The sequence below is a fragment of the Pseudarthrobacter lactosi genome, assembly GCF_055412785.1.
Genome location: NZ_JBVAYS010000001.1, coordinates 1,633,144 through 1,655,773, shown reverse-complemented (window position 1 = coordinate 1,655,773; position 22,630 = coordinate 1,633,144). Strand labels below are relative to the sequence as shown.

At 65.5% G+C, this 22,630-nt stretch carries 23 protein-coding genes; 6 read left to right on the top strand and 17 right to left on the bottom strand.

The features are described from left to right. Positions 1 to 82: 82 nt before the first annotated feature. Positions 83 to 1,351, top strand: a complete 1,269-nt coding sequence (gene cobA / locus ACZY0Q_RS07630) for a uroporphyrinogen-III C-methyltransferase (RefSeq protein WP_463915605.1) — start codon at positions 83 to 85, stop codon at positions 1,349 to 1,351. Between the two features lie 99 nt (positions 1,352 to 1,450). Continuing rightward, complete coding sequence (locus ACZY0Q_RS07625) at positions 1,451 to 2,917, top strand: FAD-dependent oxidoreductase (RefSeq protein ID WP_463915603.1); 1,467 nt, start codon at positions 1,451 to 1,453, stop codon at positions 2,915 to 2,917. A 66-nt stretch (positions 2,918 to 2,983) separates the two neighbouring features. On the opposite strand, the gene ACZY0Q_RS07620 is transcribed toward ACZY0Q_RS07625, so the two are convergent. The 7 genes from ACZY0Q_RS07620 to ACZY0Q_RS07590 all read right to left on the bottom strand — a co-directional run bounded on the left by ACZY0Q_RS07620 (position 2,984) and on the right by ACZY0Q_RS07590 (position 9,839). Beyond that, entirely contained in the window at positions 2,984 to 4,360 is a 1,377-nt protein-coding gene (locus ACZY0Q_RS07620) for an MFS transporter (protein WP_463915600.1), read from the bottom strand. Between the two features lie 134 nt (positions 4,361 to 4,494). Further along, the gene (locus tag ACZY0Q_RS07615) at positions 4,495 to 4,947 is read right to left on the bottom strand and encodes a MaoC family dehydratase (protein ID WP_463915598.1); all 453 of its coding nucleotides are present in this window, start codon (positions 4,945 to 4,947) and stop codon (positions 4,495 to 4,497) included. 1 nt (position 4,948) lies between these two features. Continuing rightward, complete coding sequence (locus ACZY0Q_RS07610; RefSeq protein ID WP_463915596.1) at positions 4,949 to 6,148, bottom strand: thiolase family protein; 1,200 nt, start codon at positions 6,146 to 6,148, stop codon at positions 4,949 to 4,951. Continuing rightward, positions 6,148 to 6,924, bottom strand: coding sequence for a 3-oxoacyl-ACP reductase FabG (gene fabG / locus ACZY0Q_RS07605; protein WP_463915593.1), 777 nt, complete (start codon positions 6,922 to 6,924; stop codon positions 6,148 to 6,150). The genes ACZY0Q_RS07610 and fabG overlap by 1 nt, the downstream gene beginning before the upstream one ends. 32 nt (positions 6,925 to 6,956) lie before the next feature. After that, on the bottom strand, positions 6,957 to 8,111 hold the full coding sequence (locus tag ACZY0Q_RS07600; RefSeq protein ID WP_463916279.1) for an acyl-CoA dehydrogenase family protein: 1,155 nt from the start codon (positions 8,109 to 8,111) through the stop codon (positions 6,957 to 6,959). 41 nt (positions 8,112 to 8,152) lie between these two features. Then, on the bottom strand, positions 8,153 to 8,593 hold the full coding sequence (locus ACZY0Q_RS07595) for an acyl-CoA thioesterase (RefSeq protein WP_463915590.1): 441 nt from the start codon (positions 8,591 to 8,593) through the stop codon (positions 8,153 to 8,155). After that, positions 8,586 to 9,839, bottom strand: coding sequence for a CaiB/BaiF CoA transferase family protein (locus tag ACZY0Q_RS07590; protein ID WP_463915587.1), 1,254 nt, complete (start codon positions 9,837 to 9,839; stop codon positions 8,586 to 8,588). The genes ACZY0Q_RS07595 and ACZY0Q_RS07590 overlap by 8 nt, the downstream gene beginning before the upstream one ends. Positions 9,840 to 10,012: 173 nt before the next feature. On the opposite strand from ACZY0Q_RS07590, the gene ACZY0Q_RS07585 reads away from it, so the two are divergent. Then, on the top strand, positions 10,013 to 10,924 hold the full coding sequence (locus tag ACZY0Q_RS07585; protein WP_463915584.1) for a LysR substrate-binding domain-containing protein: 912 nt from the start codon (positions 10,013 to 10,015) through the stop codon (positions 10,922 to 10,924). Between the two features lie 145 nt (positions 10,925 to 11,069). Then, positions 11,070 to 12,230, top strand: coding sequence for an acyl-CoA dehydrogenase family protein (locus ACZY0Q_RS07580; RefSeq protein ID WP_463916277.1), 1,161 nt, complete (start codon positions 11,070 to 11,072; stop codon positions 12,228 to 12,230). Positions 12,231 to 12,252: 22 nt separating this feature from the next. On the opposite strand, the gene ACZY0Q_RS07575 is transcribed toward ACZY0Q_RS07580, so the two are convergent. The 3 genes from ACZY0Q_RS07575 to ACZY0Q_RS07565 are packed head-to-tail and all read right to left on the bottom strand — an operon-like array spanning position 12,253 to position 13,833. Then, entirely contained in the window at positions 12,253 to 12,693 is a 441-nt protein-coding gene (locus ACZY0Q_RS07575) for an SRPBCC family protein (protein WP_463915582.1), read from the bottom strand. A 21-nt stretch (positions 12,694 to 12,714) separates the two neighbouring features. Beyond that, positions 12,715 to 13,542, bottom strand: a complete 828-nt coding sequence (locus tag ACZY0Q_RS07570) for a DUF1206 domain-containing protein (RefSeq protein WP_463915581.1) — start codon at positions 13,540 to 13,542, stop codon at positions 12,715 to 12,717. Positions 13,543 to 13,545: 3 nt separating this feature from the next. Then, positions 13,546 to 13,833, bottom strand: coding sequence for a hypothetical protein (locus ACZY0Q_RS07565; RefSeq protein WP_463915578.1), 288 nt, complete (start codon positions 13,831 to 13,833; stop codon positions 13,546 to 13,548). Between the two features lie 154 nt (positions 13,834 to 13,987). Between ACZY0Q_RS07565 and ACZY0Q_RS07560 the strand changes: the two genes are divergently transcribed. Continuing rightward, on the top strand, positions 13,988 to 14,524 hold the full coding sequence (locus tag ACZY0Q_RS07560) for a hypothetical protein (protein ID WP_463915576.1): 537 nt from the start codon (positions 13,988 to 13,990) through the stop codon (positions 14,522 to 14,524). A gap of 204 nt (positions 14,525 to 14,728) precedes the next feature. Here the strand turns inward: ACZY0Q_RS07560 and ACZY0Q_RS07555 are convergent, their stop codons facing one another. The 3 genes from ACZY0Q_RS07555 to ACZY0Q_RS07545 all read right to left on the bottom strand — a co-directional run bounded on the left by ACZY0Q_RS07555 (position 14,729) and on the right by ACZY0Q_RS07545 (position 17,927). Beyond that, entirely contained in the window at positions 14,729 to 15,898 is a 1,170-nt protein-coding gene (locus ACZY0Q_RS07555) for an AI-2E family transporter (protein ID WP_463915573.1), read from the bottom strand. 118 nt (positions 15,899 to 16,016) lie between these two features. Further along, positions 16,017 to 16,697 (bottom strand): FadR/GntR family transcriptional regulator, encoded by a 681-nt coding sequence (locus ACZY0Q_RS07550; protein WP_463915571.1) that lies wholly within the window; start codon positions 16,695 to 16,697, stop codon positions 16,017 to 16,019. Between the two features lie 6 nt (positions 16,698 to 16,703). After that, positions 16,704 to 17,927, bottom strand: a complete 1,224-nt coding sequence (locus tag ACZY0Q_RS07545) for an MFS transporter (RefSeq protein WP_463915568.1) — start codon at positions 17,925 to 17,927, stop codon at positions 16,704 to 16,706. Positions 17,928 to 18,094: 167 nt separating this feature from the next. On the opposite strand from ACZY0Q_RS07545, the gene ACZY0Q_RS07540 reads away from it, so the two are divergent. After that, the gene (locus tag ACZY0Q_RS07540) at positions 18,095 to 19,684 is read left to right on the top strand and encodes a CYTH and CHAD domain-containing protein (RefSeq protein ID WP_463915565.1); all 1,590 of its coding nucleotides are present in this window, start codon (positions 18,095 to 18,097) and stop codon (positions 19,682 to 19,684) included. On the opposite strand, the gene ACZY0Q_RS07535 is transcribed toward ACZY0Q_RS07540, so the two are convergent. The 4 genes from ACZY0Q_RS07535 to ACZY0Q_RS07520 are packed head-to-tail and all read right to left on the bottom strand — an operon-like array spanning position 19,677 to position 22,607. Next, positions 19,677 to 20,582 (bottom strand): 4'-phosphopantetheinyl transferase family protein, encoded by a 906-nt coding sequence (locus ACZY0Q_RS07535; RefSeq protein ID WP_463915562.1) that lies wholly within the window; start codon positions 20,580 to 20,582, stop codon positions 19,677 to 19,679. The two genes, ACZY0Q_RS07540 and ACZY0Q_RS07535, sit on opposite strands and share 8 nt — an antisense overlap. After that, a complete protein-coding gene (locus tag ACZY0Q_RS07530) occupies positions 20,579 to 21,379 on the bottom strand; it encodes an ABC transporter permease (RefSeq protein WP_463915560.1) in 801 nt (266 codons plus the stop codon). Before ACZY0Q_RS07530 ends, ACZY0Q_RS07535 begins: the two co-directional genes overlap by 4 nt. Continuing rightward, complete coding sequence (locus tag ACZY0Q_RS07525) at positions 21,376 to 22,398, bottom strand: ATP-binding cassette domain-containing protein (protein WP_463915558.1); 1,023 nt, start codon at positions 22,396 to 22,398, stop codon at positions 21,376 to 21,378. The genes ACZY0Q_RS07530 and ACZY0Q_RS07525 overlap by 4 nt, the downstream gene beginning before the upstream one ends. Beyond that, the gene (locus ACZY0Q_RS07520) at positions 22,395 to 22,607 is read right to left on the bottom strand and encodes an MbtH family protein (protein WP_111906740.1); all 213 of its coding nucleotides are present in this window, start codon (positions 22,605 to 22,607) and stop codon (positions 22,395 to 22,397) included. The genes ACZY0Q_RS07525 and ACZY0Q_RS07520 overlap by 4 nt, the downstream gene beginning before the upstream one ends. Positions 22,608 to 22,630 lie beyond the last annotated feature (23 nt).

The following is a 22,630-nucleotide window of genomic DNA, read 5'->3' as shown; positions in this document are numbered from 1 at the left end:
CTATGTGACGCAGGGTTACCTTACGTGAACTGGTGTTTCCGCTGCCGTTGTTGGTGAAACTGCGTGGCCCTACCGTTGATTCATGGCAATTCAGGATATTTACCCCACAGCACTGCGGCTGCTCGGCCGCCCCGTGCTGGTGGTGGGCGGCGGCCCCGTGGCCTCCCGCCGCGCCAAAGGGCTGCTCGACGCCGGTGCACAGGTCACCGTCGTGGCTCCCGTTGTCTCCGCCGCGCTCCGAGAACTGTCCGACGCCGGTCTCCTCGCCTGGGAGCCGCGCACTTACCTTCCGTCCGACGTCGACGGCGTCTGGTTCGTCCAGACCGCCACCGGCGATCCCACCGTGGACACCCAGGTCTCAAAGGATGCCGAGGCGCAGCGCATCTGGTGCGTCAATGCCTCCGACCATGAAGCCTCAGCCGCGTGGACGCCCGCCGTTGCCGTGGTTGATGACGTGCAGATCGCCGTGAACGCCGGGGGAGACCCGCGCCGCGCCATGGCCCTGCGTGACGCGGTCGCCACCGCCCTGGAAACCGGCGACCTCCCGCTACGCCGCCGTCGTGCGACTGCTGGCTCCGTAGCACTGGTTGGCGGTGGGCCCGGCGACACCGGCCTCATCACCGTCCGTGGCCGCCGGCTCCTGGGCCAGGCCGACGTCGTGGTGGCAGACCGTCTCGGCCCGCGCGAACTGCTCAACGAACTGGCGCCCGACGTCCGCGTCATCGAAGTGGGCAAGACCCCCGGCCACCATCCCGTACCGCAGGCCGAGATCAACCGGATCCTTGTGGACGAAGCCCTGAAGGGGCACCGCGTGGTCCGGCTCAAAGGCGGCGACCCGTACGTCCTGGGCCGCGGCGGCGAGGAAGCCGAATACTGCCGGCAGCACGGCGTCGAGGTTGAAGTGGTCTCCGGCGTCACGTCCGCGATCTCTGTCCCGGCCGCCGCCGGCATCCCCGTGACGCACCGTGGCCTGGCCAAGGGCTTCAGCGTTGTCACCGGCCATGAAGAGCTGTCCGAGGTCCCCGCCCGGGCAGACCACACCATCGTCCTGCTGATGGGCGTCGCCGCACTCCGCGATTCCGCCGCTGCCCTGGCCGGCGCCGGTTTGCCTCTGGACACTCCAGTTGGCATCGTTGAGAACGGCTATCTGCCGAATCAGCGCGTGACGATCGGCACGCTCGGTACCATCGCCGACCAGGCGGAAGCCACCGGCGTCGCAAATCCTGCCGTGATTGTGATCGGCGACGTTGTCCGCGTCAGCCCGTTCGCGCCGTCGCACTTCAGGACAGCGGACTACAGCACCACCACCCCGAACAGCCCCCGCACCACCGCAAGAGCCCTCACCACCTAGCCACCCACCCAACTCAGTAGCGCTATCTGTCGTTATGAGCCCTCAAAACGACAGTTAGTGCTACCTAGTTGGGCCGGTACGAACAAAAGGAACACAGCCGTGTCATCAAGCACCTCCGTAGGATCTGCCGACCGTCCGCTGCGCGTTGCCGTTGTGGGCTCCGGCCCGGCCGGCGTCTACGCCGCGGACATCCTCACCAAGAGTGAAGCCGTCAAGAGCGGCGAGCTGACCGTGAGCATCGACCTCTTCGACCGCTACCCGGCACCCTACGGCCTGATCCGCTACGGCGTGGCCCCGGACCACCCGCGCATCAAGGGCATCGTCAACGCCCTGCACAAGGTCCTGGACCGCGGCGACATCCGCTTTTTCGGCAACGTGGACTACGGCACGGACATCTCCATCGAGGACCTCCGCACCCACTACGACGCCGTCATCTTCGCCACCGGCGCCATCAAGGACGCGGACCTGAACATCCCGGGCATCGAGCTGGACGGCTCCTACGGCGGCGCCGACTTCGTCTCCTGGTACGACGGCCACCCCGACGTTTCCCGCGAATGGCCGCTGGACGCCACGGAAATCGCCGTGATCGGCAACGGCAACGTGGCCCTGGACGTGGCCCGGGTCCTGTCCAAGCACGCCGACGACCTGCTGGTCTCCGAAATCCCGGACAACGTCTACGCCGGCCTGAAGAACTCGCCGGTCACGGACGTGCACGTCTTTGGCCGCCGCGGCCCCGCCCAGGTGAAGTTCACCCCGCTGGAGCTCCGCGAGCTGTCCCACTCCAAGGACGTGGACATCATCCTCTACGCCGAGGACTTCGAGTTCGACGAGGAATCGGACCGCCTGATCCAGACCAACAACCAGGTCAAGACCATGGTGGGCACACTCACCAACTGGATCGCCGAGCAGCCCGAGGACCTCTCCGAGCTGACTGCTTCGCGCCGCCTGCACCTGCACTTCCTGCACAGCCCGGTTGAAATTTACGATGACGCCGCGACGCCGGGCAAGGTTGCCGGCATGAAGTTCGAGCGCACCGAGCTGGACGGCACGGGCAACGCCCGCGGCACCGGCGAGTTCGTGGACTACCCGGTCCAGGCCGTCTACCGCTCGATCGGCTACTTCGGTTCGGCGCTGCCGGAGATCGAGTTCGACCACAAGAAGGGCGTCGTACCGAACGACGGCGGCCGCGTCCTGGATGCCGCCGGCACCCACGTGCCGGGCATCTACGCCACCGGCTGGATCAAGCGCGGACCGGTAGGCCTCATCGGCCACACCAAGGGCGACGCCCTCGAGACCGTGACGTACCTGCTCGAAGACCGCGAAAACCTTCCGGTCGCCGCTGTTCCCGAGGCGGACGCCGTCGTCGAACTCCTCGACACGCGTGGCGTGAAGTTCACCAGCTGGGAAGGCTGGCTGGCCCTGGACGCGCACGAACTCGCGCTCGGTGCCGCGGCCACGGAGGCCGGCGGATCACATGGCGTTGAGGTCAAGCGTGAGCGCATCAAGGTTGTGCCTCGCGAGGACATGGTTGCCATCTCCCGCGACGGCGTAGCAGCGAACGTCTAGTTTCTGAACATGCAAGCAGCGCGGGGCCACACCGGCCCCGCGCTGCTTCGTTTCACAGGTGAGACCTCAGCAGGCGTCCGCTTCCGAGTTGAGGTCTCGCCCCCTGGTTTCCGGCGCAAAGTACCCGGATATCCAGCCGATTGCGGCGTAGCTCATAAGGATGGCAGCTACCGGAATCCAGCCGGGGCCGGTGGCAGCCACCACAGCGGCGGCAATGATGGGGCCAAGCCCGCCGGAGAGCACCGATCCCACTTCCTTGACTGTGGTCATAAATGAGAACCTGCGCTTGGAACCAAACATTTCCACCAGCCACGTGGACTCAACGCCGTACATATTGGGAATGGGGCCGCCAATGTAGATCACGAACACCAGTGCCACCAGTATGGGGTTCCGGGTTTCAATGAGGAGCATGGCCGGAATGGTGAACGCAAACTGGAACGCTGAAAGCCACAGCCATACTCTTCTGCGGCCGAACCTGTCCGTGAGCTTGCCTGTCAGCAGGACAGTGGCGATGCCCATTATCGAACCGAGCATGACGCCCGTGGTGACGACGTTGGCGTCCATCTTGACCACAGACACGGTCCATCCGATCAGGAAGCCCTTCACCAGGTACACCGAGCCGTTCTCACCCAGCTTGATGCCCAAAGACACGAGGAACGGTTTCCGGGCAGCCGCCACATCCCGCCACACGCTCTGCTGCTTTTCTTCCGCACGCAGCGCCGCCCTGCGTTCTTTGATTTTCTCGAAGACCGGGGATTCGCTGATGGAGCGCCGCAGATACAGGGCCATCAGGGTAGTGACGATGCTCAGCAGGAACGGAATGCGCCAGCCCCAGCTCAGGAACTGGTCTTTGGGCAGTTGTGAAAGCAACAGCCACATGGAGCTGGCCAGCAGGACACCCGTGGCGGTCCCCATGGCCACCACAGCACCGTAAAAGCCGCGGCGTCCATTGGGTGCGGACTCCACCAACAGCAGCGAAGCGCCTGAGAGCTCCGCGCCCGCGCCGAACCCCTGGATCAAACGCAGCAACACCAGCATGATCGGCGCACCGACGCCGATCTGGGCGTACGTTGGCAACAGGCCCATGCCAAGGGTGGCCACCCCCATCATGGCCAGCGTGATGATCAGGACGAACTTCCGGCCGTACCTGTCACCCAGATAGCCAAAGTAGATGCCACCCAGGGGCCGGACCAGGAAGCCCGAACCGTAGGCTGCAAAACTGGCCAGTAACGCCATGGCCGGGTCCGCGTTCGGAAAGAACAGCGGCCCGAAAACCAGGGCGGCCGCCAGCGTGTAAAGCGTGAAATCCATGTACTCCAGCGCCGAGCCAAGCCACGAGGAGATGGAAGTGCGGCGAAGTTCAGCCGGAGACACGTTCGGTTCTTGGATGGTGGTCTGCGGTGTTGAGGCCGCATCCCTTAACTGCAGGTGTTCTGTAGCCACGGAGGATCTCCTTAGCGACGAGCCAGTTAGCAGGCTCTGCCGTAACGTCATTGTTCGGATGTTGCCCGGGAGAGAGGAAATTCCACCTCGCGGGCAGTAGTAATGTTTTGCTGTCTTGCGGTCCTGCCGCCGGGTCAGCGCCTCAGCAAGGCAACTGTCTCTGCGATGCAGGCAGGTTTGGCCGAGCCTTCAAGGTCGATCTCATGCAGGAAGACCAGCTGCCGCCCGTGTGCCGTGGCGGTCACGGATTTCAGGGTGAGCCGGTCCCGGATGCGCGAATTGACCCTGGCCGGAGCCGGGAACCTGACTTTGTTCAGCCCGTAATTGATCACCATCGCCGCGCCCTGGACTCTATACACCTGGGCCGCAAGATACGGAAGCATGGACAGGCTCAGGTATCCGTGGGCCACCGTGGCACCGAAGGGTCCGCTGGCGGCGCGCTCCGCATCAACGTGTATCCACTGATGATCCAGCGTGGCGTCCGCAAACGCCTGGATCTGATCCTGTTGCAATTGGTGCCAGCCGCTCACCCCGAGCTCCTGGCCCACCGCATCCTCGAGCTCCGCGGTGTTCTCGAAAATCCTCATCTCATACCCTTTCCAGCAGCATGGCCACGCCCTGGCCAAGGCCCACGCACATCGTGGCCAGGCCCCGGGAGGCGCCTTCGCGTTCCATCCGGCCCAGCAGCGTGACCACGATCCGTGATCCGGAGGAACCCAGCGGGTGGCCCAAAGCGATCGCGCCGCCGTCGATATTTACCGTTCCTGCATCCAGTCCCAGCAGACGCATGCAGGCTAACGACTGGGAGGCAAAAGCCTCATTAAGTTCGACGGCGCCAATACCGTCCAGCGTCCACCCCGCCTTCGCCAGTGCCTTCTGCGTTGCCGGTACCGGCCCTATGCCCATGACTTCCGGGGCAACGCCGGCCACCTGGCTGGTGACTATCCTTGCCCGCGGCGTCAGCCCCCAGCGCGCAACAGCCTCGCCACTGGCCACCACAATGGCCGAGGCGCCATCGTTGAGGGAACTCGAATTCCCGGCCGTCACAATGCCGCCAGGCTTCACAATTGGTCGCAGCGCGGAGAGGGCATCCAGGTCGGAACTGCGCCGCGGCCCCTCATCCGTATCAACCAGCGTCGGCCCACCCCGGTGGCCAGGTACGGGTACGGGCACAATCTCATCCCGGAACCGGCCGGCGTCGATCGCGGCGAGCGCGCGGTCATGCGAGCGCAGCGCAAAGGCGTCCGCGTCCGCCCGGGAGACGCACTCCCGTTCCGCGACTTCCTCAGCTGTTTCCGGCATGGTCATGGTGGCGTTAGGCCGCTCCTTCATTCGCGGATTGACGAACCGTGCACCGATGGAGGTATCCGCGAGTTCACCGGGTTTGGCGAAGGGCTTCTCTGGTTTGGCCATCACCCAGGGTGCCCGGGTCATGGATTCCACACCTCCGGCCACCACGATGTCTGCGTCACCGTTGCGCACAGACTGGGCGGCCATGCTGATGGCGGTCAGTCCGGAGGCGCAGAGACGATTGACCGTCACGGCGGGGACCGTGTCCGGGAATCCGGCCAGCAGTACGGCCATCCTGGCGACGTTCCTGTTGTCCTCTCCCGCCTGATTCACACAACCGAGGATGACTTCGTCGACGCACGATGCATCCAATCCGGCCCTGGCGACGGCTGCGCGAAGCACCAGGGCGGCCAGATCATCCGGCCGGACTCCGGAGAGAACGCCTCCGTAGCGGCCGACAGGGGTGCGGGCCCCGCCGACAAGAAACGCTTCCGTCATCAGCGGGCACCGCCATTGATATATAGGGTCTGCCCCGAAACGTAAGAGGAGTCGTCGCTGGCAAAGAAGGCGACGGCAGCCGCTATCTCCTCGGGCTGGCCGACGCGTCCCAGGGGAGTCCGGGCGGCCACTGCTTCCTGGTGCTGGGCCGGGCTGGCGCCAACGCGCTCCGCTGTTGCTGCGGTCATGGATGTGGCAATGTAGCCGGGCGCCACCGCGTTGACATTGATGTTGAACGGGCCCAGCTCAATGGCAAGCGTGGACGTCAGGCCCTGGATGCCGGCCTTGGCCGCGGCATAGTTGGCCTGTCCCCGGTTTCCCAGTGCGCTGCGGCTGCTCAGGCAGACGATCTTGCCGTATTTGGCCGGCACCATGTAACGCTGCGCGGCCCGGGAGCACAGGTAGGCGCTGGTCAGGTTCGTGGTGACCACTGCGTCCCATTCGCTGAGGTTCATCTTGAAGAACAGATTGTCGCGGGTGATGCCGGCATTGTTCACCAGGATGTCCAGGCGGCCGAACTCGTTGTGGATTTCTTCGAAAACACGGTCAACGGCGGGTTCGTCCGTTACGTCGCAGATGGCGGCAACGGCCTGGCCGCCTGCTGTCACCACCTCGTGGTGGGCGGATATCTGTTGCGCTGTTGCCTTAGCGCCGTCCGCGTTGAGGTCAAGCACTACAACGGTTGCGCCCTCGGTGGCGAGCCTCAGTGCGGTGGCGGCGCCGATTCCCTGCGCGCCGCCGGTGACAATTGCCACCCTGTTGTTGAATCTGCTCATGGCTTTTTCCTTCGATTGCGTTCGGACCGGGTCTAGCTGAAAGCTGAGATTCCGGTGATTTCTCGGCCCACCAGGAGGGACTGGATGGAATCAGTGCCCTCGTAGGTGGAGACCACTTCCATGTCCGTCATATGCCGTGCCACGTGGTTTTCCAGCAGCACGCCGTTTCCGCCCAGCATGTCCCTCGCTTCTGAGCAGATCCACCGCGCCTTTTGTGCCGTGTGCATTTTGGCCAGCGAGGCCATCGGGCCGGTCATGCGGCCGTCCTCGGCCAGCGCCGCCAACCTAAAGCAGATCAGCTGCATGGCGGTGAGCTCAGCCAGCATGTTGGCCAGCTTGTTCTGCACGAGCTGGAAACTGGCAATCGGCTTGCCGAACTGCTCGCGGGATTTTGAATACGCCACGGCCGCTTCGTACGCCGCAATGGCGTGACCGAGCGATTCCCAGGAGGCCCCGCTGCGGGTGGACGTCAGCACCCGTGTCACGTCCTTGAAGGAGTGGCATTCAGTGAGCCGGTTCCGTGCGGGCACCCTGACATTGTCCAGGGTGATGTCCGGCTGCAGGATGGCGCGCTTGCCGATCTTGCCGGTGATCACCTCGGTGCTGTACCCCGCAGGGTACGTGCCGTCGTCGTTCCTTTCCATCACAAAGGCCTTGACCTTCGAATCGGCCTCATCCCGGGCAAAAATAATCACGACGTCGGCCATGCTGGCGTTGCCGATCCAGCGTTTGCGCCCGGAGATGATGTAGCTGTCGCCCTCTCGCCGGGCGCTCGTTTCCAGGGCCACCGAATCTGACCCATGGTCCGGTTCAGTCAGGGCGAAGGCGCCGATTTTTCCCAGCGCAGCCATTTCCGGGATCCAGCGCTCCTTCTGTTCCTGGCTTCCCAGCATGTTGATGGTGCCCATGGCCAGACCGGACTGGACTCCAAGGAAGGTGTTAACTGACCCGTCACCACGGGAAATTTCGGTGGCCACCATACCGGCGGCGAGCCGGCTCAGTCCTGGGCAGCCGAAGCCCTGGATGGTGGACCCGATGATTCCGAGCGCCGCCAGTTTGGGAATGAGTTCGAACGGGAACTCTGCCCGTTCCCAGTAGCCATTGATGACAGGCAACAGATCCTTGTCCACGAAATTCCGGACCCTGCCCCTCAGCTCGCGCTCCTCGGCGGTGAGGAACTCGTCCATCAGGTAGAAATCCGTGCCGCTTTCGGCTTGGTCGGGTGTGATCACATCTGCTCCATTGGATTGCGGGTGGAATGTTGGTGAGCTTCCGTCTGGAAGTCTTCAAGCCAACGCCGTTCTGGTTCCTCAAGTGGCCGCGGAGCTCCGGTTTCCGGGGTGACCGAAACGAGTACCGTACGTCCGTCGACAGCAAGGAGGCCGTTTTGCCTACCTTCGCTGTTGAGGGTGAAGGAAGACGAACCGATCCTGGTAACCCAAAGGTCCACGGTCAGGTCCTCGCCATGGATCACGGGTCTGCGGTAGTTCAGCTCGAGCGCTGCCACCACTGTGGGAGCGCCCGCCGTCCACGGATGCCCCGGCATGCCCGATCGCCAGCGAATCCTCGATTCCTCCAGTAGTGTGACAACGGCGGCATGGTTGACATGGCCGTTGGGATCCTGGTCGGACCAGCGCGGGGAGACCATGGTTCGGAACGGCTCAGGCATGGGCCAGGGCTTTCTGCGACTGGAGCCAGCCGCGGACCAGTTCCGAGCCGTTGTTCAGCTCCGGCGGCGCCAGCTCATAGTCAACTGGTGTGCGGGAGTATGCCACTGGATGCCGGACCGTTGGAATCCTGCGCGATCCCGTGCCCGCCAAAACCACTGGCTGCAGGCCGAGCCGCTCTGCAAATTCGATGCCGCCGCGGACATCCTGAATGGGGGCGCACGGCAGACCTGCCTCGGAGAGCTGCGTGAACCACTGATCGGCAGACTGGCTGGCCAGCCGACCGTGGAGTATGTCGCGGAGCTCGTCCCGGTTGGCATTGCGCTGCAGCGTCTTGGCGAACTTGGGGTCCCTGGCCACTTTCGGCATTGCCAACGCTGCACAGAGTCTCGCGAACTGGGCGTCATTGCCGGTGGCAATGATGATCATGCCGTCGCCGGTCTGCATAGGGGCGTATGGGTACATGCTGGGGTGTTCATTTCCCATCCGGGTTGGCACCACGCCGCCAGTGACGTAGGCCGCGGACTGGTTCACCATGCCGGAAAGGGCGGAGTTCAGGAGGTTCAGTTCCACCAGTTGGCCTTCGCCCGTCTGGTCCTTGTGGTGCAGGGCGCCCAGAATTCCGATGGCCGCGTGCAGGCCCGTGATGACGTCGAAGAGAGCCACTCCCGCCCGAAACGGTTGAGTGTCCTGATCCCCGGTGAGACTCATCATGCCCGAGGCTGCCTGCACCAGCAGGTCGTAGCCGGGGATGTGGGCTCCGGCGCCAGTACCGAAGCCGGTAATCGAGGTGTAGATGATCTCCGGGTTCAGCTCCGCCGCCGTGTCATAGTCCAGCCCAAGCCGTTCCATATTGCCGGGCTTGAAGTTTTCAATCATCACATCCGAGGCCCTCACCAGATCGCGTGCAACCTCAAGGTCTTTGGGGTCCTTCAGGTCAAGGGCAATGGAGTGCTTGTTGCGGTTTACGGACAGGAAGAAGGTGGCTTCACCATCGCGTACCGGTGGCATGTAGGTGCGCGTGTCATCACCGTCCGGGCCCTCGACTTTGATCACTGTGGCCCCCATGTCTGCCAGGAGCATGGTGGCGTATGGGCCGGCCAGTACACGGCTGAAATCCGCGATGACGATCCCGCTGAGCGGACCGGAACCCGAGCGGCCGAAAACCTCATCAACTCCCCGTCTGCTTCGCGGGCCGCCAAGGCCCGCACCTTCGCGGCTCGTTGGGTAGGTGCTCGGCTGTTTCATCTGTCTCCTCCGGTGTGTGGTCTACGTCACCTACCCTCGCAAGGCTATTGATACACGTCCAATATATATTCGGTGTTGGATTGATACCCCAGAGTCATTACGACGACGGCGGACTGTTCGGTATGTTGGGCACATGAACAATGTCGTTTGCCGGGCCCGGAGCTAGCCAGGCAGTGGAATTACACCAAATCCGGGCCTTCCTGGCCGTCGCCGAAGAGCTGCATTTTGGCAGAGCAGCAGCGAAGCTGCACATGGCGCAGCCACCCCTGAGCCGCGCAATCCAGCGGCTGGAGCACGAGCTCAAGGCTCCGCTTTTTATCCGCAGCACCCGGACCGTCCATTTGACGGCAGCAGGCGAGGCGCTGCTGGCACCTGCCCGGGACATCCTGGATGCCTGCCGGCGATCCGCCCTGGCAGTGGCATCCGTGGGCAAGGGGGAAACGGGACGCGTGCGGGTGGCGTTCGCAGGAGTTTCATCGCACGTTTTGATTGGCAAACTCGCCAAGCTCGTCCGGGAGACGCATCCCGGAATCGAGTTTCAGCTCTACAGTTCAAATTTCGCTTTGCCGGCCATGGACAAGGTGATCAGTGGCGCCATGGAAGTCGGACTCGGCCGGTGGAACTTCATTCCGGCAGCCCTGGAATCACGCATTGTGGCCAATGAGCGGCTGGTCATTGCCCTGCATGAGGGGCACCCGCTGAGCCAGCGTACTTCGCTGCTGATGTCTGACCTGGAGGGACAGCCTTTTGTCACGCTGCCCCAGCATCCGGGAGCCATCCTGCACGACTTTCTGCACCGTCTTGCCAATGGTGCCGGCTACGCTCCGGCAATAGTGCAGATGGCCCCGGATTCCCAGACGCTGATGGCACTTGTGGGCGCAGAAATCGGAGTGGCGCTGACGGTTTCCTCGGTTCCGGATAATTTCCAGTACCCCGGGGTGGTGTTTCTGCCGCTGGACGACCCCGTGGAACCCATTCAGCTGAGGCTGGCCTGGCGCAAAGACAATAACAGTCCCGCGCTGCGCGAAGTGCTCAGGCTCTCAGAAGAAGTGCTGCCGACACCCGATTCCTCACCCGATTCATGACTTCGCGGTATCAGTTGATGTCCCATTAAGTATTGGATCTGTAGTAATTGGGCTGGCACAGTGGTGAGCACTCGCTGGCTACCCGGAGTCGACCGGGTGGCTGCCCCCATCCCAGGAGAATTCTGTGACCACAGCTGCGACCGCGATGCTGAACGATGACGTCCTCAACCTGGACAGCTTGCTGACCACTGACGAGCTGGCACTCCGCCGCAAAGTCCGCGGTTTTGTGGCAGAGCGCATCAGACCCAACATCAACGCCTGGTACGAAGAAGCCCATTTTCCGCTGGACCTTGTACCTGAGCTGGGAGAGCTCGGCGTCCTGGGCATGCATCTGATAGGGTACGGCTGTCCCGGCCGGACCGCCGTCGAATACGGCCTCGCCGCGATGGAACTGGAAGCCGGCGATTCCGGTCTGCGAACCTTCGTCAGCGTCCAGGGATCCCTGGCCATGACCGCCATCCACAAGTGGGGATCCGAGGAACAGAAGAACGAGAACCTGCCGCCGATGGCGCGCGGTGAACTGATCGGCTGCTTCGGACTTACCGAACCCAGTGCGGGTTCGGATCCTTCCAGCATGGCTACGGTGGCCAGACCGGACGGTCACGGCGGATGGATCATCAACGGTGCAAAGCGCTGGATTGGCCTCGCGTCCGTGGCTCAGATTGCTGTCATCTGGGCTAATACCGAAGACGGGATCCGCGGGTTCATCGTACCCACGGACACTCCCGGGTTTACCGCCACCGCCATTGGATCGAAGCTCTCCATGCGGGCCTCGATCCAATGCGACATCACCCTCGACGACGTCCGGTTGCCGGGAACGGCAATACTGCCGGGAGTCAAAGGACTCAGGGGGCCTTTTTCCTGCCTCAACGAGGCGCGCTACGGAATTATCTGGGGCGCCATGGGTGCTGCCCGCGATGCCTACGAAGTCGCATTGGGCTACTCGAAGGAGCGAATGCAGTTCGGCAAACCGCTGGCCGGCTACCAACTTACGCAGGAAAAGCTGGTGAACATGCTGTTGGAAATCCAGAAGGGCACGCTGCTGGCCATTCACACCGGCCGGCTGAAGGATGCGGGCGCACTGGAACCGGTCCAGGTCTCCGTGGGGAAGTTGAACAACGTCCGCGAAGCCATTGCCATCTGCCGGGAGGCGCGGACCATTCTTGGCGGCAATGGCATCACCCTCGACTATTCACCGCTGCGGCATGCCAATAATCTCGAATCCGTCCGCACCTACGAGGGAACAGACGAAGTGCACACCCTGATCCTTGGAAACCACATCACGGGTGTGTCAGCGTTCCGCTAGAAGAATGCGGCGCTACCCCGGCTCAACTCCCGGCCCCACCGGCGGCCATGAGTTCCAGCCGGTCCAGGGTTTCGCGGTTCCGGGCGCCGATCAGGGCGTCGCGCAGCACCTTGGGGACCAGCTTGCCCGGGCCCCGGATGGCGTCCTCGGCGATGGACACGCGGCATTGTGTGCCCAGATCCTCCAGCGTGATCACCACCTTGGCCTCGCCCAGCGGCCAGCCGCGCGCCACGAGTTCCAGGGAGCGGCCGGGTTCGACGGCGGCCACCCTGGTGCTGTCGTTGATCACCAGCGGCCAGGCGCCCACGGAGTGGTGCAGCCTGGACCCGGTCTCGGGCCAGTGCGCGTCGACGGCCCGGATGCGGGATGCTCCCACCACCCAACCCGAGTACAGCCAGCCGTCGGCGATCACCGTCCAGACGTCAACGGCAGGGGAGTTGAACAGTTGGCTCACGGTTGACATGGCTTTCCTTTCCCTTGATGGTTACATCCTGCCAAACCGGGCCCGGACCAGCGCGAACAGGCCGTAGCAGATGAAGCCCGCCCCGATCGCGACGAGCAGGTGCGGGCCGAACGGATGGTCGCGGAGCGCCTTCAGGCTGCCGTCCAGCCCGGTGGATTCCTCGGGGCTCTGCTTCCCGGCGGCGATCACAAACAGGAGCCCGGCCAGGTTCAGCGCAATGCCCTTGGCCACGTGCCCGGTGACGCCCAAGGAGTCGATAAGCCTGCCGCGGCGGGTGCCCTCGAAGCGGAAGAGTTCCTCCTTGAACCCGCGCCGCAGCCCCTTGACCACAAAGTAGACGCCCACGCCCATGGTGGTCAGGCCCACAGCCACCAGTACAGGCAGCCCGAGTGGAGCGTCCAGGAGTGCGGTGCTGAAGTCTCGGGTGGTGTCGCCGGAGTCGCCGCGCATTCCAACGGCAAACCCGGCAAAGCTGAGCCCGACGCTTCCGTACGCCACGGCCAGGAAGCCGGACGAGATCAGCTTCCCCAGCCGCTTCCCCCGGGCAAGATGCCGCGCGCGGAGGGTGGCTTCACTGAGCTGCCACAACGCCAGGCCGGTGCACGCCACCACGCAGGACCACAGCACGGCCGGTCCCCACGGGTTGGCGCCCAGGTGCTCGATGGCACCGGTGGCTTCCGCCTGCCCCGGCTGACCGAAGGCCAGGGCGATGGCAATCCCACCAACGATGATGTGGAGCAGGGCCATCACGGCGAATCCGGAGCGCGCCACAACGTCCAGCGCCTTGGTGTCGGACGCCTCCTCGACGGCGTCTGCCGCCTCACTGATGCTGGATTCCCCGTCTGCCATGTTTTAACCGTTCATGGGTCCTTCTGCGTGCAGCTTTCCCGCGCCAGGGCCTTCAACGTGGACCGTGCAGCGGACCACCAGCTTGCCCGGAGCGTGATCCAGCTCCACCAGGCTGTCCTTTGCGCTCAAAACCGTGCAAACCTCGGAACCGGCAACCACTGTGACGCCCTTGGCTTCAGCAGTCTCCCTGGCGTTCTCGAGGGCATCCTTCTTCAGGCCCGCCATGTATGCGCCGTCATCTTCCCGGGCGGGGTCTCCGAATGCCCAGCCGAACAAAGTCCCTGTTTCCATGGCGACGATATTACGCGCAACCGCGGTGCAAGTCGGGGTTTCGTAACATTGGTAAGTGTGCTTACCATGGCATGTCCATGACCCTTATGGGACAGGCCAGTACAGGCCGCACCAGCGGCATTTCGGAACCAGTTCGACGTTAGGAATCCACATCATGGCAGGAAATCTTGTTGCCCGGTCCGTTCACGATCTGAGCGCTGCGGCGTGGTTCGGCGGCGCGTTGATGGGCGCCATCGGGTTGAACGGCGCGGCTGCGGACGCCAAGGACCCAGCTGAACGAACCCGTCTGTCCAGCGCGGGCTGGATGAAATGGGCTCCGATCCAGACGGCGGCGTTCGCCTCGCACCTCGTGGCTGACCTCGCAATCGCCTGGGAGAACAAGGGACGCATCGCGAAGCAGGACGGCGTGGCCCGGGACACGGTGATCAAAACGGCCGTGACCGTGGCTGGGGCTGCCGTGACGCTGTACGCCGGCGTCCTTGGCAAGAAGGTGGAGAAGCTCGCGGACGAGGGAGCGCGGGGGGCAACTGAGCCGAATCCCGGTGCGTCCGAGGAACTGCAGTCGGCCCAGCAGCAGCTCAAGATCCTGCAGTGGGCCATCCCCGCCTTCGCCGCTGCCGTGATTATCCTCGGAGCCAAGCACGGTGAAATGCAGCGGCCCAAGAACGTCTTCCAGGGCCTCCGCTCCTAATCCCGGAAACCCCGGCAGCAGCTAACGGCATTAACGCCCGACGGCGGTTCGGCGCCCAGGTGCCGGACCGCCGTCGGGCGCTGTCCTTGCGGCTTGCGACGCGCAAAGCAGCCTGCGACGCGCAGGTTCCTTGGCGCACCTGATATTTCCAGTGCGCCTTGGAATACGCGCGTCGATTTTGAAGGTGCGGCGAAATCGGGGAGATCAGACGGGCTGGCTGTTTGGCGGCGGGAGGTCCGGATTCATGTCCTCGAGGTGGGGATCCTCAGCGGTCCACACTTGAATGACTGCCCAGATGACGGCCGCGATGGGAACGGACAGGACGGCACCAATGATGCCGGCCAGGATCGTGCCGGCAGTCAGTGCCATCAGGATCACCAGTGCGTGGAGCTGGAGCGACTTGCCCATCACGATGGGCTGCAGCAGGTCGCCCTCCAGCTGGTTGACCGCGACCACCACGGCCACCACTATCAGCGCCACCACCGGACCGTTGGCCACGAGGGCTACCAGGGCTGCGAGGATGCCGGCAACCGTGGCTCCCACCAGCGGGATGAAGGCTGTCATAAAGATGATGATGGCCAGCGGGAACGCCAGCGGAACCTGAAGGATCAGGAGGGCCGCGCCGATGGCCACGGCATCCACCAGGGCCACGATGGCGGTGCCGCGGACGTAGCCGCCCAGCACTTCGAGCGTGCGGCTGCCCACACGGCGGAGTTTCGCTTCCCGCTGCCCGTTGAAGGGCCGCAGGAAGAAGTTCCAGATTTTGGCGCCGTCCTTGAGGAAGAAGAACAGGATGACCACCACCAGGGCGCTCCCGGCCAGGAACTCCGTCACCACGGACAGCCCGGTGATGGCGCCCGAGCGGACCTGGCTGCTGGTGGCGAACTGGATGATCCCCTCGCGTGCCTGGTCCAGCTGCTCCCGGTCGATCGGAACCGGACCGGTGAGCAGGAACTGCTCCAACTCGTCCAGTCCCGAGGAGGCCTGCTGTGCCAGCTCGGCCCACTGGCTCCGGACGGAGAAGTAAATGACCGTACCAACGCCGGCCAGCAGGAGCAGGAGTGCCACAAACGCCAGCCCCGTGGCCGCGCCGCCCGGCAGGCCGCGGCGGCGGAGCACGTTGACGAACGGGCCGATGGCAGCGGCAAGAATCAATGCGATCAGAACCGGAATGACCAGAAGCTTGATCTGCATCAGGGCGTAGACGGAGACCACGGCCACCGCCAGGATCAGCAGGATCTGGGCGGAGCGGATCCCCACCCTTCCCAGCCCGTCGGCCCACAGTGCGGCTGGCGGCTTCCGCGTCGGCTGCGTCGCTGGGGTCGCTTCGCTCGGGGTCTTTTCGCTGGGGGTCTGGTGGGTTGCTCGCGACATGGAAGCTCCTGGTCATCGGCGTGCACCCAGGATGCGGATGGCACCCGGGGCTTGACTGCTTACATCAGATAGTAAGCCTACTGATGTCCCCGTCAGTGCCGAAACCGCAGGGCAGGACCTACGCCCGCAGCCACTCCGCGCAGGTGTTCAGGTTCTGGTTGACGCTTGCCACCGCGGCGTCGGCGTCGCGGGCCTCGATGGCGTCCACCACGGCACCATGGCCTTCATTCGTGAGACCGTCCAACCGGCCCTTGCGCTGCTGCTTGAGCAAGTCCTGGTGGAACACGTCACCGAAACTGACGTAGAGCTCGTGCAGCAGCGGGTTCCCGGACGCCTGGGCAACGCGCGCGTGGAAGTCCCAGTCCGCGCGGGCCCAACCCTCGAAGTCACCGGCGTGCCAGGCGACTTCCCGGGTGGCGAGTACGGCACGCAGGACGGCGACGTCGTCGGGCGTTGCATTACGGGCAGCCAGGCGCGCCGCCTGCGTGTCCAGGCCGAGCCTGACCTCGAGGATGTGTTCGTCTGTGTGGTCCTGGTACATCCGCCGTGCGGCACCGGACATCTCGCTGGTGGCGCGGACGTAGGTGCCGTCGCCGCGGCGGACCTCCAGCATCCCGCTGTGGGCCAGGGCCTTGACGGCTTCGCGCAATGTGCCGCGCGAGACGCCCAGGCCCTGCATCAGTTCCGGTTCGGAGGGGATGCGCTGGTCCAGGGGCCACTCGCCGGAGTGGATCATCTGCCGGAGTTTGGCGGTGACTTCGTCGGCGAGGGGCTGGCGGTGTGAGGTGCTCAAGGTCATGGCGTCCTACTTCTTCAGGCCGGACAATGGGGCGCGTGAGATCAGATGGGCCACCCCAACCTGGACCACGGCGAGGCCCAGCAGCAGTGCGAGGGGAAGCGTCCAGCCGCCGGTACCGCTGAACAGCAGCCCGGCACCGAAAGGGCCGGCCGTGGCCAGCAGGTAGCCGGTGGACTGAGCCAGGGTGGACAGGGCGGTGGTCTCGGCGGTGCTCGTCCCGCTCCGGCTGATCATCACCATGACCAGCGGGAAAATGCCCAGGCCGAAGCCAAGCAGGACGGTGGGGATGACGGCCAGGCCCACCGGCAGGAGCATCAGCGCTGCCAGGCCGGCCACCATGGTGGTGCTGACCAGATACAGCGCCGGCCGGAGCATCCGGGGCCGCGAGCCGATGGCGATCAGCACCATGCCGGCCGGCACCGAGACCAGCTGCATCAGCCCGTACATCAGGCCGCTGTCGGCTGAGCTGATGCCCATGTTGATCAACATCGACGGGAACCAGCTGATAAGCGAGTACGCGAGCAGCGCCTGGAGAGCGAAGAGGGCAGTGAGCAGCTGGCCCTTCCGGGTGCGGAGCAGGGGCCACGGCGAGATGCGGGCAGCAGTGTTCCGGACGCTGTTGCGGTGCGCATGCAGGACAACGGGCAGGAAGCCCAGGAACGCGGCCACGGCCAGGAATCCGATCGTGCCCACCGCGGCGGACGGTGAGCCGAGTGCCAACGCCAGCGGGACGACGGCGACCGCGGTCACGGTGGCGCCGGTGGTCATGGTGACGGTGTAGAGCGCGGTCATCGCTGAGGTGCGGTTGGCAAAGTGCTCGCGGATGAACGACGGCATGGCCACATTGCAGACCGCCAGGCCGGACATCCCCACCACGGTGCCCGCGACCAGCATGCCGGTTGCCGGGATCCCCCGGAGCAGCAGCCCGCCGGCCAGGAATCCGAGCGCCAGCAGGATTGCCTTCTCGACGCCCAGCCGTGAAGTCAGCCATGACGTCGCGGCCCCCGCCACCGCAAAACAAAGCGTGGGGATGGACGGAATGATCGCTGCCACCAGCGGCCCGTAGCCAAGGACTTGCTGAAAATCGTGGAGGAGGGCCGACGCCGCCGCAATTCCCGCGCGCAGGTTCAGCCCTATGAGCACCAGCGCAATGACGCCGAACACGACGGCGGTCCGCGGCTTGGGCGGCGCGTCGGACAGCGCCGGGGTGTCGGAAGGGGCAACAGTCATGTCCTTAACGTTAGACGTTAGACGTTTGATGTCTAGGGTTCTGTGGCGAACCTCTCCCGGCTATTAATGTTGCGGGCATAGACTCGGGCCACGAGAGTTCAATCCCGGGCTCGTAAGAACTTGTCCAGCTGGATCTGGCGCCCATCACTATGGAAGGACGGCCGGTCATGGCTTCGCAGGCAGTTGAGGTCGAAAAGAAGTACGACGTCGGTCCGGACGCCGAGGTGCCGGCGCTCGCGGACATCCCCGGGGTGGCCCGCGTGGGGGAGCCCCACGTGGACACCCTGGAAGCGGTGTACTTCGACACGGCAGGTCACACGCTCGCCGCCCGCGATATCACCCTTCGCCGACGCACCGGCGGAGTGGACGCCGGCTGGCACCTGAAACTGACCGCGGAAGGCCCCCCGTCCGGCGACGGCGGCGGGGCCGCTGGCGCGTCAGGCGGCTCCGGCTCGGAACCCCAGCGTCGCCGTGAGCTGCACGCCCCCCTGGGCCAGCCCGGCGTCGTTCCCGACAGCCTATTGGCGCACGTGCTCGCATACCTCCGCGGCGAGGATGCCGCCCCGGTGGTCCGGCTGGAAACCCGGCGCACCACCTATCCGTTATACGGCGCGGACGGAGTCCACCTGGCGGACCTGGCCGATGACCGCGTGAGCGCAGAGTTGCTCGGCGCGGCTGACGGTGCGGGCCGCACCCGGCAGTGGCGCGAATGGGAACTCGAGCTGGTGCACGGCAGCGCTGACCTGTTCCCGGCGGCGGCGGAAATCCTGGCCGCCGCCGGGGCGCTCCCGGCGAAGCACGGCTCCAAGCTGGCTAAAGTCCTGGCGCTGCCTGCCCGGGAGCCGGGCGCAGCTGACGCGCCTGTAAGTCCTGGCAAGAAGGGACCGGTGTCGGATCTCCTGACCGCCTACCTGGGCGCTCAGATCCGCGAGATCCTGGCGCTTGACCCCGGCGTCCGCCTGGAGGAACCGGAGGCTGTGCACGATCTGCGGTCGGCCACCCGCCGTTCCCGTTCCGCGCTCGCAGCCTACCGCCGGCTCTACAGCGCCGTGGCTGTGCGCCGGCTGAGGGACGAACTGAAGTGGCTCGGCAGCGTGCTGGGATCGCCGCGCGACGCCGAAGTGATGCTGGCTCGCCTGCTAGGGCACACGGCCGAACTGCCGACCGGACTGGCCTCGGCAGTGAAGGGCCGGCTGGACGATGAACTCGGCGACACATTGAACACCGCCTACCGGAAACTCCAGAAGGCACTGCTGTCCGAACGGTACTTCCGGCTCCTGGATGACCTGGAAGCCTTCCGTGACCACCCGCCGGTCCGGCCCGAAGGTGCAGCCCCCGCCCGTAAGGCGGCGGGCAAGCTGGTGGCCAAGGCCGCCAAACGGCTGCAGCGCGCAGCCAGGGCGGCCAAACGTGCACGCCGGGGAGCGGACCACGAGACAGCCCTTCACGACGTGCGCAAGGACGCTAAACGGCTGCGGCACGTGGCGGAGTCCGCAGCGCCGGTGCACGGTAAGCGGGCCGCCAAGATCGCCAAGGCCGCGCACCGCCAGCAGCAGGTCCTTGGAGATTTCCATGACAGCGTGGTGGCCCGGGACCTGCTGGCCAAGCTGGCGGCGGCGCCGGACCTGCCCGAGGACGTCGCGGCGGCCTACGTGTCGCTTCATACCCGGCAGGTGCAGCTCGCGGCCGAGGCCGAAGCCAGCTACCGGAAGGAACGCAAGAAGTCCCGCAAGGTCCTCCGGGGCAAGGTCATTTAGGGCTGCGGCCAGGGCCAAACGCGTCGGAGCCAAACGCGTCGGACCCGAACACCTCGGACCCGAAAACCTCGGACATGGCGAGCTGGACCGGAGGGAACCCCGAACCGGCCGAGACCGCCGCTTTGTACCCTTTCGGCGCCGGAACCGCCGTGGCCAAAAGCCCGTCGACCTGGGGAACGTCCGGGCAGTCGGCCCGGAGCAGGGGGCCACCGGCCGGCGCGAGGTGCACCGCGGCCGGAGCCACGGCCAGGCCCAGCCCGGCGGCTTTGAGCACAGCCTCCTTGGCCGTCCAGAGTGCCAGGCGTGGGTCCACGTCACGGTGCTGGAGCCCGGCACGCTCGCCAGGGGATGCAACGTAGTCGTCGAACGCCTTAAACAGGGTGTCCGGAACCAGTTCAATATCGGCGCCCACTGGCATCCCGGCCGGGGCGGCTGCCGCCATCACCACACCGTGGCTGCGGGACAGGCTGAGGCTGACGCCAGGCACGCCCGGTTTTCCGTGCTCCGGGCTGCCGCAGCCGGAGCAGAGCCGGGCAACGGCCAAGCTGGCAGCGTCAGCCGGTGGCAGGCCCAGACGGTAGGCGGCCAGCAGCCTGAAGAGAGCATGGGAGGCTGCGTAGTCAAGGCGGTCGCTGGCCCGGGTGAAGCGGCCAGCGGCGCCGACCTCGTCAGCGGAGAGGTAGGCGGCCAGCCCGCCCTCGGCAGGGCAGGCCGCCTCAAGGTCGCCTGAAGGGACGCAGAGGTATACGATGCCGGACCGCGCGCCATTGGCGACGCCGGACGGGGCGTCGCTGTCGGCGCCGGACCGGGCACCGCTGCTTACACTAAACGGGGCGCCGCCGCCGACGTCGGACCTGGCGCCGACGCCGGAGCCTGTACCGCCGTCGTCGGCCGTCACCGTTTGCTGATGCGCCGGTACTGGGCGATCGCCAGCGGGGCGAAGACGGCAATGATGCCCACACTGCACAGCACCGAATACAGCACCGCATTCTCCGCGGGCCAGCCGCTCGGCACACCGAAGCCGGCCGGGGCAGGATTGCCGAAGAGCTCGCGCGTGGCCGTCGCCACCGCGGTGACGGGGTTCCATTCCGCGATGGTGCGCAGCGGGCCGGGCAGCGAGGTCACGGACACAAAGGCGCCGGAAACGAACGTAACCGGAAACAGCCAGACGAGGCCCAGGCTCTGCGCCACTTCAACACTCCGGGCGGTCAGGGCAATCACGGCCCCGATCCACGAAACGGCGAAGGCGAACAGCAACAGCAGCGCGAGGGCCGCCAGCGCCGGGGCCAGGCCGGTGGTGATCCGCCAGCCGATGGCCAGACCGCAGATCAGCGTCACGATCACGGACAGCACGCTAGTGAACAGGTCCGAGGAGGTGCGGCCCAGAATGACGGCCACGCGAGACATCGGCAGGGACCGGAACCGGTCAATCAGCCCCAGCTGCAGGTCCTTGGCCAAATACACGGCCGTAAAGGACGCGTTGAAGGTCAGGGTCTGCGCCAGGATGCCGCCGATCAGGTAGCTGCGGTACTGGTCCCCGCCCAGGGCGCCGCCGAAGACGAACCCCAGCAGCAGCACAAACATAACGGGCTGCACGATTCCTGTGACCAGCGCGCCGGGTGTGCGAAGAACGTTGAGGAGGTTGCGCCGGGCAATGACCGAACTGTCCCTGGCGGCTGCGGTGATGGCGCTCATGCCGGCACCCCTTCCGTCCGGGCGGCCGCTTCGGTCCCGGCCGCTTGGTTTTCATCCGTTTCGGTCCCGGCCGCATCCTTCGCGGCGGCCGCGTGGCCGGTGAGCTGCAGGAACACATCGTCCAGGGTGGGACGGCGCAACGATGCTTCCTCCACCGGCAGCGCGCGGGCGTCAAGTTCGGAGAGGACCCGGACCAGGAGACGGTGGCCACCGACGGCTGCGACGGAGACGCGCAGGTTCTGCGAATCCAGTTCGGGACGGCAACCCGGTCCGGCCGCCTGCTCCAGCACGGCGGCGGCAGCGGTGAGGTCCGCCGCGTTGCGCATCACGACGTCGATCCGTTCCGAACCGGCGTTTTGCTTCAGTTCCGTGGCGGTCCCCTCGGCAATGACGCGGCCGTGGTTGATGACGGCGATGTGGTCCGCCAGCCGGTCCGCTTCCTCAAGGTACTGGGTGGTCAGCAGGACTGTGGTGCCGTCTGCCACGAGGCGGGACACCACGTCCCAGGTGTCCAGCCGGCCGCGCGGATCCAGCCCGGTGGTGGGCTCATCCAGCACCACCACTTTGGGCCGGGCCACGATGGCGCCGGCAAGGTCCAGCCGCCGGCGCATGCCGCCGGAAAAGGTTCCGGAACGTTTGCCCGCGACGTCGGTCAGCCGAAAGTTTTCCAGCAGTTCGTTCGCCCGGGCCGAGGCGTTGCGCCTGGTCATCCCGTAGAGCCTGCCCACCATGTGCAGGTTTTCGAAGGCGGTAAGTTTCTCGTCCACAGCGGCGTATTGGCCGGACAAGCCCAGGTTCCGGCGCACCAGGTCGGGGTCAGAAAGCACTGAGTGCCCGGCCACCCGCGCGTCTCCGCCGTCCGGGGACAGCAGCGTGGTGAGGATTTTGACCGTGGTGGTTTTGCCGGAGCCGTTGGGTCCCAGCAGGCCCAGGACGGTCCCCTCCCGGGCGTGCAGGGAAAGGCCGTCCAGGGCTTTGAAGCTGCCGAAACTCTTGGTGACGTTCTCGACCCGGATCAATGCGCGGCGGCGAGCTCGGCGACCTTGCGCGGAGCCATGTCCGTCCAGGTGCGGGACACGTAGTCGAGGCAGGCCTCACGGTTGTCCGGGCCGAACATGGTGACCCAGCCCTGCGGAACGGCGGCGAAAGCCGGCCAGAGGGAGTGCTGCTGATAGTCGTTGACGAGGACGGAGAACGTTGCGGACTTGTCATCGAATGGATTCGTCATGGTGACTTTCCTGTCTGTTCTGG

Bases quoted from the DNA above. Each gene is read 5' to 3' on its own strand.
- ACZY0Q_RS07600 (WP_463916279.1), bottom strand. From the start codon at position 8,111: ATGGACGAGTTCCTCACCGCCGAGGAGCGCGAGCTGAGGGGCAGGGTC.
- ACZY0Q_RS07595 (WP_463915590.1), bottom strand. From the start codon at position 8,593: ATGCCTGAGCCGTTCCGAACCATGGTCTCCCCGCGCTGGTCCGACCAG.
- ACZY0Q_RS07580 (WP_463916277.1), top strand. From the start codon at position 11,070: ATGCTGAACGATGACGTCCTCAACCTGGACAGCTTGCTGACCACTGAC.
- ACZY0Q_RS07575 (WP_463915582.1), bottom strand. From the start codon at position 12,693: ATGTCAACCGTGAGCCAACTGTTCAACTCCCCTGCCGTTGACGTCTGG.
- ACZY0Q_RS07590 (WP_463915587.1), bottom strand. From the start codon at position 9,839: ATGAAACAGCCGAGCACCTACCCAACGAGCCGCGAAGGTGCGGGCCTT.
- ACZY0Q_RS07570 (WP_463915581.1), bottom strand. From the start codon at position 13,542: ATGGCAGACGGGGAATCCAGCATCAGTGAGGCGGCAGACGCCGTCGAG.
- ACZY0Q_RS07540 (WP_463915565.1), top strand. From the start codon at position 18,095: ATGGCTTCGCAGGCAGTTGAGGTCGAAAAGAAGTACGACGTCGGTCCG.
- ACZY0Q_RS07550 (WP_463915571.1), bottom strand. From the start codon at position 16,697: ATGACCTTGAGCACCTCACACCGCCAGCCCCTCGCCGACGAAGTCACC.
- ACZY0Q_RS07555 (WP_463915573.1), bottom strand. From the start codon at position 15,898: ATGTCGCGAGCAACCCACCAGACCCCCAGCGAAAAGACCCCGAGCGAA.
- ACZY0Q_RS07610 (WP_463915596.1), bottom strand. From the start codon at position 6,148: ATGACGGAAGCGTTTCTTGTCGGCGGGGCCCGCACCCCTGTCGGCCGC.
- ACZY0Q_RS07520 (WP_111906740.1), bottom strand. From the start codon at position 22,607: ATGACGAATCCATTCGATGACAAGTCCGCAACGTTCTCCGTCCTCGTC.
- ACZY0Q_RS07560 (WP_463915576.1), top strand. From the start codon at position 13,988: ATGGCAGGAAATCTTGTTGCCCGGTCCGTTCACGATCTGAGCGCTGCG.
- cobA (WP_463915605.1), top strand. From the start codon at position 83: ATGGCAATTCAGGATATTTACCCCACAGCACTGCGGCTGCTCGGCCGC.
- ACZY0Q_RS07530 (WP_463915560.1), bottom strand. From the start codon at position 21,379: ATGAGCGCCATCACCGCAGCCGCCAGGGACAGTTCGGTCATTGCCCGG.
- fabG (WP_463915593.1), bottom strand. From the start codon at position 6,924: ATGAGCAGATTCAACAACAGGGTGGCAATTGTCACCGGCGGCGCGCAG.
- ACZY0Q_RS07545 (WP_463915568.1), bottom strand. From the start codon at position 17,927: ATGACTGTTGCCCCTTCCGACACCCCGGCGCTGTCCGACGCGCCGCCC.
- ACZY0Q_RS07565 (WP_463915578.1), bottom strand. From the start codon at position 13,833: ATGGAAACAGGGACTTTGTTCGGCTGGGCATTCGGAGACCCCGCCCGG.
- ACZY0Q_RS07615 (WP_463915598.1), bottom strand. From the start codon at position 4,947: ATGAGGATTTTCGAGAACACCGCGGAGCTCGAGGATGCGGTGGGCCAG.